At 50.9% G+C, this 13,205-nt stretch carries 8 protein-coding genes; 5 read left to right on the top strand and 3 right to left on the bottom strand.

What is annotated here, in order from left to right; translation table 11 throughout:
* The first annotated feature begins 6 nt into the window (after positions 1–6).
* The 3 genes from iroC to ABVN44_RS14780 all read left to right on the top strand — a co-directional run bounded on the left by iroC (position 7) and on the right by ABVN44_RS14780 (position 5,984).
* Positions 7–3,663, top strand: coding sequence for a salmochelin/enterobactin export ABC transporter IroC (iroC, locus tag ABVN44_RS14790; protein ID WP_023231821.1), 3,657 nt, complete (start codon positions 7–9; stop codon positions 3,661–3,663).
* A 109-nt stretch (positions 3,664–3,772) separates the two neighbouring features.
* Positions 3,773–5,017 carry an esterase family protein gene (locus ABVN44_RS14785; protein WP_023231820.1) on the top strand — a complete coding sequence of 415 codons (1,245 nt, stop codon included), beginning with the start codon at positions 3,773–3,775 and terminating at the stop codon, positions 5,015–5,017.
* Positions 5,018–5,048: 31 nt separating this feature from the next.
* Complete coding sequence (locus ABVN44_RS14780) at positions 5,049–5,984, top strand: alpha/beta hydrolase (protein WP_023231819.1); 936 nt, start codon at positions 5,049–5,051, stop codon at positions 5,982–5,984.
* A gap of 41 nt (positions 5,985–6,025) precedes the next feature.
* Here ABVN44_RS14780 and ABVN44_RS14775 read toward each other — a convergent pair whose 3' ends face one another.
* The 3 genes from ABVN44_RS14775 to pipB2 form a co-directional block, all read right to left on the bottom strand.
* On the bottom strand, positions 6,026–8,200 hold the full coding sequence (locus ABVN44_RS14775; protein WP_001532079.1) for a TonB-dependent siderophore receptor: 2,175 nt from the start codon (positions 8,198–8,200) through the stop codon (positions 6,026–6,028).
* A 519-nt stretch (positions 8,201–8,719) separates the two neighbouring features.
* Positions 8,720–9,052 carry a hypothetical protein gene (locus ABVN44_RS14770; protein WP_077248411.1) on the bottom strand — a complete coding sequence of 111 codons (333 nt, stop codon included), beginning with the start codon at positions 9,050–9,052 and terminating at the stop codon, positions 8,720–8,722.
* A gap of 174 nt (positions 9,053–9,226) precedes the next feature.
* Positions 9,227–10,279, bottom strand: a complete 1,053-nt coding sequence (gene pipB2 / locus ABVN44_RS14765; RefSeq protein ID WP_023231817.1) for a type III secretion system effector PipB2 — start codon at positions 10,277–10,279, stop codon at positions 9,227–9,229.
* Positions 10,280–10,796: 517 nt separating this feature from the next.
* Between pipB2 and ABVN44_RS14760 the strand changes: the two genes are divergently transcribed.
* Positions 10,797–11,726, top strand: coding sequence for a VirK family antimicrobial peptide resistance protein (locus ABVN44_RS14760; protein ID WP_023231816.1), 930 nt, complete (start codon positions 10,797–10,799; stop codon positions 11,724–11,726).
* 292 nt (positions 11,727–12,018) lie between these two features.
* Positions 12,019–12,915, top strand: coding sequence for an antimicrobial resistance protein Mig-14 (locus tag ABVN44_RS14755; RefSeq protein ID WP_023231815.1), 897 nt, complete (start codon positions 12,019–12,021; stop codon positions 12,913–12,915).
* Positions 12,916–13,205 lie beyond the last annotated feature (290 nt).

Below are 13,205 nucleotides of genomic sequence, written 5' to 3'. Positions count from 1 at the left end.
GGCTTAATGCCCGCGACTCATTCCCCCATGCCCGCTCGTGCCTGGATAGTTCGCCTTGCCCGCGTGTGTTGGGAACGTAAAACACTGAGCATCATTGTCATCGTAGCATCAGTATCGACCATTTTACTGGCTGCGCTGACGCCGCTAATAACGCGTCAGGCCGTCAATGACGCGATAGCAGGCGATACGACCCACCTGCCGTTACTTGCCTGCGGCCTGCTGTTAATTGCCCTTTTTGATTTTATCGGGAATTACGTGCGCCGCGGCTATGCCGGAGAACTCTCGTTGTGGGTTCAGCATACGTTACGTAGCCGTGCGTTCGACAGTATTCAAAAACTGGACGGCGCAGGCCAGGACGCCTTGCGTACCGGGCAGGTCATTTCGCGTACCAACAGCGATCTTCAACAGGTACACACCTTGCTACAGATGTGTCCGGTGCCGCTGGCGGTGCTCACTTACTATGTGGCCGGTATCGCGGTGATGCTATGGATGTCGCCATCCATGACGCTTATCGTGATTTGCGTACTGGCCGCCCTTGCTATTACCGCCCTGCGCGCCCGTCGCCGTGTTTTCGCGCAAACGGGGCTTGCCTCAGACCGGCTGGCGCACATGACGGAACATATGCGCGAAGTATTGGAACAGATCTCAGTGGTGAAGTCCTGCGTGGCGGAGTTACGCGAAACGCGTTGGCTCGATGGTCAGTCGCGGCAGATGGTGCGGGTACGCATCGGCGCCGCTATCTCGCAGGCGATGCCGGGCGCAACCATGCTGGCGCTACCAGTGATAGGGCAAATCGTCCTGCTGTGCTATGGCGGCTGGTCGGTAATGAATGGGCGCATCGATCTGGGAACCTTCGTTGCGTTCGCGAGTTTTCTCGCTATGCTGACCGGCCCTACCCGCGTACTGGCATCGTTTTTGGTTATCGCACAGCGCACACAGGCGTCGGTAGAGCGCGTCTTCGCGCTTATCGACACGCGTTCTCGCATGGAAGACGGTACTGAGTCGGTTGAGGGTCAGATTATCGGGCTGGACGTGGAGAAGATGAGTTTCCACTACGACAACGGTAACCGTATCCTCAATGAGATCTCGTTTTCCATTCACGCCGGTGAAACCGTGGCAGTGGTTGGCGCCTCCGGCTCCGGGAAATCAACGTTGCTGATGTTGCTGGCGCGCTTTTACGATCCCACCTCCGGCGGGGTGTGGCTCAACACCACTACGGGTCAACAGAATATTCGCGACCTGAAACTGTCGGCGCTTCGTCGTCGCGTTGGCGTAGTGTTTGAAGACGCGTTTCTGTTTGCCGGTACGGTGGCGGAAAACATCGCCTATGGGCACCCGCAAGCGACTCAGGACGACATTCGACGCGCCGCCGATGCCGCAGGCGCCAGCGGGTTCATCAATGCGCTACCGCAGGGGTTCAACACCCGACTGGCCGAACGCGGAAGCAACCTCTCCGGCGGCCAACGCCAGCGTATTGCGCTAGCCCGGGCACTGATTACCGCGCCGGAACTGCTGATTCTCGATGACACCACCTCGGCGGTCGATGCCGGTACTGAAGCGGAAATTAACACGGCTCTTGGTCGTTATGCCGATAATGAGCATATGCTGCTGGTGATTGCACGCCGCCATTCAACACTGCAGTTAGCCGATCGGATCGTCGTGCTGGATAAAGGCCGCGTCGTGGATATCGGTACCCAGGCGGAGCTGGATGCAAGGTGTCCGACGTTTCGCTCGCTGATGAGCGGCGAGGGGGATTTTCTCGCCCTTGCCCCAGCAGAACAACGTACGCTATGGCCAACAACGCAGGCGGTAAAATCCGACGACGCGCATGAGCGCCAGACAACCGCCGGAAAAGGTTTTGTCGACCGGATGACGCGCGTTCCAGAACGCGCCGTACAGATGGCGCTGGCAGGCCACGGGCGTCAAGTCTCATCGCTGCTGACGCCAGTAGCCTGGATGTTCGTCATCGCCGCCCTGCTTATCGCGCTTGATTCCGCCGCAGGCGTTGGCGTGCTGGTGCTTTTGCAGCGCGGTATTGACTCAGGCGTTGCCGCAGGGGATATGTCGACTATTGGCATATGCGCTCTGCTCGCGCTGTGTCTGGTAGCGATCGGTTGGTGCTGCTATGCGCTGCAAACGATCTTCGCCGCCCGCGCGGCAGAGTCGGTACAGCATACGGTACGCTTACGCAGCTTCAGCCACCTGCTACGCCTGAGTCTTCCCTGGCACGAGAAGCACATCGACTCGCGTCTTACTCGCATGACCGTCGACGTTGATTCACTCGCCCGATTTCTGCAAAACGGTCTTGCCAGCGCGGCCACCAGCATCGTGACGATGGTCGCTATCGCCGCGGCAATGTTCTGGCTTGACCCCATTCTTGCGTTAACGGCATTAAGCGCCGTACCTGTAGTGATACTGGCGACGTGGATTTACCGCCGTTTGAGCTCGCCTGCTTACGCCCAGGCACGGCTGGAAATTGGTAAGGTGAACAGTACGCTTCAGGAAAAGGTCTCCGGTATGCGGGTAGTGCAGTCACACGGTCAACAGAAGCAGGAAGCCGCCAGGCTACGGGCGTTATCAGACAACTTCCGCGCCACCCGCGTGCGGGCGCAAAAATACCTTGCTGTCTATTTTCCGTTCCTGACCTTCTGCACCGAGGCCGCCTATGCCGCCGTGCTTTTAATCGGGGCGACCCGGGTCGCCGGAGGCGAAATGACGCCCGGGATACTGGCGGCGTTCTTCCTGCTACTGGGACAATTTTATGGCCCGGTACAGCAGTTGTCAGGCATTGTTGATTCCTGGCAGCAGTCGACCGCCAGCGGCAAACATATCAATGCGCTATTGGCGACTGAGGAAACGGAGAATATTGAACCGTCATCCATAACGCCTGGCACTGGCGGCGCGCTACGTCTGGAGGCATTGACATTCCGCTATCCCGAAAAAACGCAACCTGTGCTTGATAATCTCTCGCTCACTATTCCGCCAGGAACGGTAGTCGCGGTAGTCGGACGTAGCGGCGCCGGCAAATCGACGCTGATCAAGCTGCTGGCCGGGCTCTACTCTCCCGGCAGCGGGCAAATCCGTGTCGGTGAGCGCCTAATTGATGCCGCGTCGCTTAGTGATTATCGTCGCCAGACGGGGCTGGTCACTCAGGATGTCGCATTATTTAGCGGCGATATTGCCGAAAATATCCGCTATTCGCGGCCAAACAGCAGCGACACGGAGGTGGAAATCGCGGCGCGACGGGCGGGACTCTTTGAAACTGTGCAACATCTGCCGCTGGGGTTTCGTACTCCGGTCAATAACGGCGGCACGGATCTGTCCGCGGGCCAGCGTCAGTTGATTGCCCTCGCCCGCGCCCAACTGGCGCAGGCGCACATTCTGCTGCTCGACGAGGCGACAGCGCGTATCGACCGCAGCGCCGAGGAGCGCTTAATAACCTCGCTTACCAGAGTGACGCATACCGAGAAACGCATCGCGCTTATCGTCGCGCACCGGCTGACCACCGCTCGCCGCTGCGATGTTATTGTCGTAATCGATAAAGGATGTATCGCTGAATATGGCAGCCATGAGCAGTTGATAGCGGCTCATGGCCTGTATGCTCGTCTGTGGCGGGCCAGCGTCGGCCAGACACGCGATACGCAAGGAGAGGTCGTAGGATAGTTTTTATCGCCACGATTTACGCAAAAGAAAGCCCGCAAGCGGCTGTTCCTGTAACAGCCGCTTTAGCTATTGATACTGACCGAAATATAAATGAGATGGAATACAAAGAATGAGACTGAGCCCGCCCGTCGCTCCTGTCGCTATACAGACCGCTACGCGCCTTCGCCGTCAACTCGCCGCCGGAAGCCAGGTTGACGCTTCTCACTTCTGGCGAGAAGCAAACTCGCTCGCGCTGCCGCTGGTGACAGCCATTAACGGCGCAGACGATGAACGGGAAGTCACCTTCCTGTGGCGTGCCGCCTCTCCTCTGCGGGGGGTTTATGTTCGCCTGAACCGTGTCACCGATAAAGATAACGTGGCGAAAGGTATGATGACGCAACTGCCCACAACGGATATCTGGCATCTGACGCTTCGCTTACCGGCGTCCTACTGCGGTTCCTATACGATGGTCGAAATACCACCGGAAACCCCGGACGAGACGGTGTTGCAGCTTGGAAGCCGTTTCGCCCCCCTTGTCGGGAAGGCGGACCCGCTGAACAGCACGCCGGGAATAAATGTTCGGGGCAATGCGCAGGAGTCCGTTCTGGCGTTGGATCATGCCCCGGCACAGGAGGAGTGGTCAGGCTGTCGCGCTTACGCCGGGCAGCTTTTCACCTCAGAACATCGGCTCGCCGGACAATGTCGCCGTGTGCGGCTGTATCTTCCTGACGTTCCTGTCGAACAACCGCTGGGCTTGCTGGTACTCACGGATGGCGAGATCTGGTTCGACCATCTTGGGGTAAGCGCCGCCATTGACGCCGCCATCCGCAGCGGACGCATCGCGCCGGTGGCCGTACTCGGCGTTGATAATATCAATGCGCGTGAACGCGTCGCAATCCTCGGCGGTCGCCGCGAGCTGGTGCTCGACATTGCCGAACGCCTGCTGCCAACCCTTCGCGCCAAATACCCGGAACGACAGTGGGCGGACCGTACACAAACGGTGCTGGCAGGGCAAAGCCTCGGCGGCGTGACCGCGCTGATGGCGGCCCGCCACGCGCCAGAGAGCTTCGGCCTGGTGCTGAGCCACTCCCCCTCAGTGTGGTGGACGCCGGACAACCGCAATCGCCCGCCCCATTTCAGCGCAGAAGAGCGCTCATGGGTCAGCGAACATGTGTTATCCGCGCCCTCGCCAGCCGTACGTACGCATCTGTGCGTGGGATCGTTAGAAGGTTCGACGGTCCCGCAGGTCAAACAGTTGCATGAAAAATTGCGCGCCGCCGGCGTTGAAAGCCATTGCAGCGTGTACACCGGCGGTCACGATTATGCCTGGTGGCGCGGCGCGCTGATTGACGGATTACGTCTACTGCCCCGATAAAACTTCACCTGCCAAAAAGGAATCACATCCGATGTATGGTCGCCAGTACCACAACAAGTGCTATCGCATGGCGCTATTTTTAGTGAGTTTTTGTTTTAGCGCGCTGAGTTATGCGCAGCCGGATATGCAGCCATTAGGACCGAATATCGCTGATAAAGGTTCGGGATATTACCATTTTAGGGTCAATGACTTTCAATCTGCCGATGGCGCAAGACATTACCGGGTATGGACCGCTATCCCCAATAAAGCCGCCCCGCCGTCGGGTTATCCTGTCTTATATATGCTGGACGGCAACGCAGTGATGGACAGACTGCCGGAGACGCTGCTCAAACAGCTGGCAGACCACTCGCCGCCGGTGATTGTGGCGATTGGCTATCAGACTAACCTGCCGTTTGATCTTAACGGCAGAGCTTATGACTATACGCCGGCGCCGGGAATCGATCGCGAAGGCAGTGAAAATAACCCGCGTTTTCATCGTAAAACCGGCGGCGGGCCAGCGTTCCGCCAGCTACTGGAGAGACATATCGCGCCGCAGGTGGAACAAGGAATAACCATCAACCCCGAACGGCGCGGGGTATGGGGACATTCTTATGGCGGCCTGTTCGCTTTGGACTCCTGGCTGTCGTCATCCTTCTTTCATATCTATTACAGCGCCAGCCCGTCACTCAGCAGGGATAACTTTGCCCTGTTGAATCGCCTTACGGCAGTGAAGCCGTCGCCGTTCTACCATAAAAAACTCATTATAATGGAAGGTTCAGCGTCGAATGGGGATAGCAGGCAACGCCAGATGGCCGAGCTCCTGCAAAAAGTTCAGGAGACCGTGAGAACGCTTGAGAACAACGGCGTTAACGCGGCCCTGCAGCATTACCCGGGCCTGGGCCACGGGCCCATGTTTAACGCCTCTTTTCGCAGTGCATTGCTGGATATCAGTCGCGAACCGGCAAGCCAAAAACCACGCTGCCATTAACCCGCCGCCAGAATATGCCCGCCAGCGGCGGGCATAATCCATCAAAACGAGGCCGTCACACCGGCATAATAAGCCCGCCCCGGTTCGTTATAGGTATTTGCCCCTTCGGCGGAGCGATAGATCTGTTTATCGAAGATATTGCTGATACCGACATTAAGACGCAGGTTCTTATTGATATCGTAGTTAACGTTAGCGCCGACCAGTGAGTAAGCCCCCAGCGCTTTCCCGGACAATCCTTTGGTCTCTTCACTACGCGACTCCGCATGTGTTCGCGGTTTTTGCTTGCCGTATAACGTCCAGTTGACGTTAGCGGAGAGCGCGCTGGTGATAGTCCAGTCGAGGAAGGTATTCACCGTATATTTCGGGATTATCGATAAGGGATTGCCGGTATCTTTTTGCTCAGAAGCAATCATATAAGTCGCATTGGTATTCCAGTTCAGACGGTCCGGCATCAGCGGAACAGTCATGCTGGCTTCAATACCTTCAATCAGCGCTTTACCGCCGTTCTGCCATTGCAATACATAAGCGCCAGATGCGCTTCTGCCAATAATTTTATCACCTGCGACAATCTTATTCTGATAATCGTTACGGAAATACGTGACGCTTGCGTGGTAATCGTCTACGGTAAATTCCAGCCCGATCTCTTTATTGATGCTAATTTCAGGATCGAGGTTCTTATTACCGACCAGGTAACAGCCGCCCGACGTAATATCTTTTGGACAACCGTTGCCTTTCGAATAGAGTAAATACCCCTCACTGGTTTGATACAAGTTCGGTGCCTTAAAGGCACGGGCAATACCGGCTTTCACCTTGACGTATTCACCTAACTCCTGGGAAAGGTTAAGACTGGGACTAAAATTACTCCCGGATTCGCTCAAATAGTCAAAACGCAGACCCGGAATAATATTGGTACCGGCCATGGGTTCGATATTATCTTCAACGTACAGCGCACTGATTTCCGATTTATTTTTGCTGCTACGGTTAGCCGCCGAACCGGAAATCCCGGCGATATTGCTATCCTTAACCGTCAGACTGGTAGAGGAAGGATCGTTCAGCTCATCGCGGTTCCACTCCGCGCCGACGGTGAGCGTTTGCTCAAATAGCCATATCACCGGGACATTCACCTCGCCGCTGGTGCGATACGAGGTCAGGCGGTTAGTGGTGAACGTCTGGTCGTTGGTAATACGCCCCTCGCCGCCGCCGGAGAGCCCCTCATTCATGCGGGTGTTATCGGTTTTTTCATAGTAGAACCCCAGGCGGCTTTGCCCCCAGTCCCAGATGCCGTTATGAGTTAGACCGTAATTCTGCCGGTACAGGCGATTGGTCTCCCGCCCGGACTGCGCCAGACTTTTGGTAACCGCGTTTGAAGTACTGTTTTGCGTATCGCCAGCATAAATATTCCCCTGCCGACTATATCCCGCTTCAAAATCAAGGATTTGCTGCGGGGTCATTTTCCATGAGAAGACGCTATTAATATCTTTATTGGTGACCCCCTCCCGTCCGGCGGCATTTTTGGTCCCGGCGGAGGAGTTAATATCCCAGCTATCGGCATCGGTTCTGTTGAGATTACCGTACAGGCGCATCGTCAACGTATCTCCAGCCAACGGGCCGCTAAGGCTAAAGTTACCCCGCCGGGTGTCACCTTCTTTGCTGCTTTCCGGCTGGTTGGTATAGAGCGACAGCGAACCGTGCCAGTCATTAGTGGGGCGTTTGGTGATGATATTCACCACCCCACCTGCGGCACCGGAGCCATAGCGCGCGGCGGCGGGCCCACGGATCACTTCAATACGTTCTACCATCTCCGGCGGCACCCAGTTCGTATCGCCACGGGTGTCGCGTTCTCCGCGCCAGCTATAGCGAACCGAATTTCGCGACGTCACCGGCACGCCGTCAATCAGCACTAAGGTATTTTCCGGCCCCATACCACGAATATCAATTTGTCGGTTATTTCCGCGCGTCCCCGAGGCGCTATTGCCGGTAAGATTAACCCCAGGCATCTTACGAATAATATCGGCAAGATCGTTAACGGGAGGATTCTTCTGAATATCGTCACGAGTAATAATCGAAACGCCCGGCTGTTGCTTTAATACTTGCTCGGCGGTGGATTCAACCACCATCGTTTCGCCGTTGTCGTCAGTAGATTCTGCTGCTGATAATGGACTATTAACCCCTGTAGAAACCACGGTTATTAACCAGATGAACTTCTTAACTCTCATACCCATTCCCTAAATAATGTCTAAAGTAGCGCTGTTGCCCTCAAGCTCACATCCTTGCCAGGTTACGTCTATATAGTAATTATTATCATATGCTAATGATAATAATTATCATTCAATCAAGGAAAAGGCAATCTTTCGACCGCAAAAATCTGGTAATAAAAAAACGGAAACGGGATTTTGCAATATGACTCTCTGTCCGGGCTCCGCTTTGCCAGTAAATCCGGGAAGGGTGGCAGAATGCGCCTACTGAACGGAGGTTTTACAAAACAGGAGTAGAGAAATAAAACTATTTTTCAAAGCGTTAATGACAAGAAACACCCAGGTAAGATGGTATAGTGCGGTTCAGAGTTCACCGGCGCTTCCCTGTCGACGGCAAACCGTTCTTACAGTTTGCCGTCAGGGTAATGGCGGGATCGGATACGATTGTAGTCATTCGATATATGACAATGAAAGTGATGTTGGCGCCAAAATACAAAGCGCCTGGTAATATTTATCAGGCGCTTTGCAGACTGAAAACCATTAAACATCGGTTTCTCGTTCTCCAGGAACTACTGGAAAATATGGCAACCCACAGTTAGTGGATTTTACTGTCGGGTCTTGCCAGGGATGTTGTGTTACCCCCAAGTCTTTTAAAAGACCTCGTAACAGCACTAACTCACTGGGTGTCATTTTTTGCTTTGGTTCACCCTCCTTAGGTGGACGAATATCCTCCTGACTAGTACATGTAACACAATAACCTTTTAACTCTATCCACTTAGGCTTAGGGGGGGCCTTAGGATCGGGAGGCGTCGGGCTGGCAACGCACGAACAGGCACTTATACATCCAGGCATAACGTTTTCCTTTTCAAACAATTCGCTTTAGTTGGAAGTTCTACTTGAGAAAATAGAAATAGTTATTCAGATATTTTGATCGTCGCATACTCCTGTAATAATAAAAGATACTGTAAATAATTAACTCTCGGCTACTATTCAGTAGCAGATTGTCATTCTTACATTGCTTTTATTTCAGATTCACGTCAAAAAGGGCTAAATATTTTCACTATAAAATTCGTTAAAGAGTGTTTGTGTGCTTGTAGACATTCTGGCGTCTTCGGTACGCAAATGGGTTAGTGTACAATCTTTAAAACAGGTATTGTTTAAATTAGCCTCAGCCAAATCAGCCCCGTCCAGGTTCGTAGAAATGAAACTCGCCTTTCGCAGGTTTGCCCGGGTTAAGATAGCGCCTTCCATATCAGCAGCCATTATAGTAGCACTCTTTAATGTCGCACCGCTCATATCGGCGCGTATAAGGGTTGCGCCTGAAATATTAGCATGCTCCATATTTGCACCGGAACAAAGACATTCTACCATGCTACAGCCTAACAGACTTGCGTGTTGTAAATTGGCGCCGGTAAGATTAGCGCGATCGAGGGTAGCGCCACACATAATACTATCTTCCAGACAGGCGTTCATTAAATTACTGTCGCCTAATGATGCTCCCGATAGATTTGCCCCCTTAAGATTTGCACCGTCACAATCCGCCATGAACAGTACTGCCCCCCCTAAATCTGCGTCGCTTAGGTCTGCGCCACATAAATTTTCTGCCGTCAGATTTGCTCCGGTAAGGACAGCGCCTTTAAGATTCATGCCTCCCTGGTCAGTTAACATTACAGAATCCTGAGGGAGAGAAAATTCGCATCTGAATAGTAAAACTCGACATATTTTTTCAAAAGAGGCAAACGGAATTTCTCTCGTCTCAAAATTGTCGCCTTTACTGACCCGTACAATAACTTGTCCAGCTTCGTTATTCTCACCAGGAAGATTAAATTCGACACGACACCCATCCACATCCTCCAGTATGATGTTTTCTGGCAACGGAGCACCTCTGTCATGCATTGAACTTTTCAATGTATCAGCCATAACCTCTATCAATTCCTGATATTGTGCTTCATTTTTCCGACGTACCCCACCACAGGTAAAAAAGTTAATGATATGTTCCAGAATAGTTTTGGGAGAGGTGACTTGCCGCATAGCAGCAGAAGTCCCCGCGCCAAAAGCAGATGTAGCCATACCAGCCAGACTATCGAGTGAACGCTGCATATATTTTCTCCCAGAGAGAGCAACACAGTACATGATAAAATTTATCATATAGATTTGCATTTAGAGATAAGGTGAATACCCCCTTTGCGTCTGGTTACATAATCACGTATCACGGCGCTTTGCTGTCTGGCTTACACAATACCAGCCAAATAAATATATTGGCTTATACTCGTCATACTTCAAGTTGCATGTGCTGCGGCTGCGTTCCCTCACCCCAGTCACTTACTTTAGTAAGCTCCTGGGGATTCGCTCGCTTGCCGCCTTCCTGCAACTCGAATTATTTAGAGTATAAACATTATTTAAAATAATAAATACGGCATTCGTTTTAATACTACGTTCAGGACTCATCCCACTCATTAGCAGAAAATCTATTAAAAAGCGTGTTCAGGCGTTTTATTGCTGCCATTGATAAACTGTTTAACAACGTCGTCTGTACAGGCCTTCTTCGTTGCCTTTACGTTTAACTCAATCAGGCTACCGTCTCGGTTATAAGTCTATCGAGTAGTAGGGACGTAGTATGACGATGCAGCAAAGTGATATGGAAAGATATAATCCATTATTAATGTTAAAAGAAGTCATGGCGCAGACGCCTTATCGCCATAAACGCTGGGGAGAGCGTAAGTTTCGCTATAAATTTGTATTACGTTGCCTTATTAACCCCGTAACGACAATTAAATACTTCAATGAATTATGCCATCTGTCTCAGCCCAGAACGCTGATCATTCATCGTCCACTATTGCCGGCAAAAATCCAGCGGCCCTATTTGTATACCGGACTTAGCATACGTTGCCGGGCAAGGGCTATTCTGGAACACTACCAGTTCGTTCAGTCCTTTCCGGAAAGTAAAATTAAAAAGATCCTTCTGTCCGAGGAACAAATCTTACTCGCTCACCTGGAAGGAAAAAACGGTGCTCTGGTAGATATCTACTGCGGTCCCTGTGGCTATGACAGGGAAGGTGAACTGACATTAACGCTGTGCTTCAATGATACGCCGTTGGCACGTTTATCATTTTCCTTTATCCGTCATGAAGGGAAGCAAATAGCGCTGGTTGCCGGGTTACAAGGGCCCAGTAAACATGTCGGCCCACAAGTCATACGTAACGCCACCAAAGATTGTTACGGTCTCTTTCCTAAACGGATGCTGTATGAAGCATTTGCAACATTGATGCAGGCCTGTAATGTCGACGAGATTTATGCGGTAAGTGAAAACAACCATGTTTATCGTCAACTCAGGTACTTATTCCAGAAGAAAAAAACTTTTGTGGCCAGCTATAGTGAATTCTGGGAGTCGCTAAACGGCGTTAAGAAAGGTGCCTTATATCATCTGCCATCACAGGTGATGCGTAAAGCGCCTGAAAGTATCCCCAGCAAAAAACGCGCAGAGTATCGGAAACGCTATCATATTCTGGATACAATAATACAAGAGGTTAACAGCCTCTCCCGGTAGAACTATTTCATACGCGGATGTGCAGATCCTGCTACTGTTCAGCGGATCTTTTGAAATCTGTATCGCTACTGAATGGTTAAATACAGAATGGCTTGCGAGTGAAAAGTGCGGCATTAAACCGTCGCTTTCACTCATACTATGATCAACATCTTAATCTTATTCCCTTCACCATAACGTCATCGATTAGCATGTTAACCATTAAATACAAGCTAAACATTTGTCACATTTTTATTTGGTTGAGCAAAAAAATAATACAAAATAGAATTTTCAGTAAGCTAAGTCAGGAGTTTTGGTGAAAATACAAGAAGTTAAGCGTATATTAACCCGCTGGCAGCCGTCTTCCTTTACCCTATACCGGGAGGTGTTTACGCAATACGGCGGTAGTATCAATATGCACCCAGATATTGTGGATTATTTTATGAAGCGCCATAACTGGCATTTTAAATTCTTCCACTATAAAGAAGACGATAAGATTAAAGGCGCCTACTTTATCTGTAATGATCAAAATATTGGCATCCTGACGCGCAGAACCTTCCCGCTATCGTCAGATGAAATACTTATTCCGATGGCACCAGATTTACGCTGCTTCTTACCCGATCGTACTAACCGGCTTTCGGCGTTGCATCAGCCACAAATACGCAATGCCATATGGAAACTCACCAGAAAAAAACAAAATTGTCTGGTCAAAGAAACGTTCTCTTCTAAGTTTGAAAAAAGACGCCGTAATGAATATCAGCAATTTCTTAAAAAAGGCGGTAGTGTAAAAAGCATTGCTGATTGTTCTTCTGATGAACTGACTCATATTTTTATCGAGTTATTTAAGTCTCGTTTCGGCAATACTTTATCTTGCTATCCCGCTGATAACCTTGCCACCTTTTTTAGTCAACTGCATCACCTTCTGTTTGGGCATATTCTTTATATTGAAGGGATACCTTGTGCATTTGATATCGTACTGAAATCTGAAAGCCAGATGAACGTCTACTTTGACGTATCTAATGGTGCAATTAAAAATGAGTTCAGGCCACTCAGTCCCGGCAGCATACTGATGTGGCTAAATATTAACCGCGCCAGACATTACTGCCAGGAAAGACAAAAAAAATTGCTTTTTTCCATCGGCATACTAAGGCCTGAATGGGAATATAAGCGCATGTGGTCGACCCCCTATTTTACCGGGAAATCGATTTGCTAAGAAGAAAGCCTGGACGTAAATATGTTTTTACGCCCAGGTTTTTCATAAATCCTGATGAACTGATAAAAAACGAAATTTAATCAGAATTTAAAAAATAAGTTAACCACCATATAATCATAATGACAATTACTCGAAATTCACTTACACTATACTCGGTTTTATGGAATTGATTAACACGGTATGTTACAGATAACGTGCTAAAAAGCGTGCAGCGGTTATACATTTTCATATGTGTGTGTCATTAACCTGGCGTCAGGAACAGATGATGATGACAACTACCCTTTTATCTC

Source organism: Salmonella sp. SJTUF15570, from assembly GCF_043357055.1.
Taxonomy (GTDB): Bacteria; Pseudomonadota; Gammaproteobacteria; order Enterobacterales; family Enterobacteriaceae; genus Salmonella; species Salmonella enterica.
This window is presented reverse-complemented; position numbering and strand designations above follow the sequence as displayed.

Excerpts from the sequence above, each read along its gene's own strand:
- iroC (WP_023231821.1), top strand. The coding sequence starts at position 7 with ATGCCCGCGACTCATTCCCCCATGCCCGCTCGTGCCTGGATAGTTCGC.
- ABVN44_RS14785 (WP_023231820.1), top strand. The coding sequence starts at position 3,773 with ATGAGACTGAGCCCGCCCGTCGCTCCTGTCGCTATACAGACCGCTACG.
- ABVN44_RS14780 (WP_023231819.1), top strand. The coding sequence starts at position 5,049 with ATGTATGGTCGCCAGTACCACAACAAGTGCTATCGCATGGCGCTATTT.
- ABVN44_RS14775 (WP_001532079.1), bottom strand. The coding sequence starts at position 8,200 with ATGAGAGTTAAGAAGTTCATCTGGTTAATAACCGTGGTTTCTACAGGG.
- pipB2 (WP_023231817.1), bottom strand. The coding sequence starts at position 10,279 with ATGCAGCGTTCACTCGATAGTCTGGCTGGTATGGCTACATCTGCTTTT.
- ABVN44_RS14760 (WP_023231816.1), top strand. The coding sequence starts at position 10,797 with ATGACGATGCAGCAAAGTGATATGGAAAGATATAATCCATTATTAATG.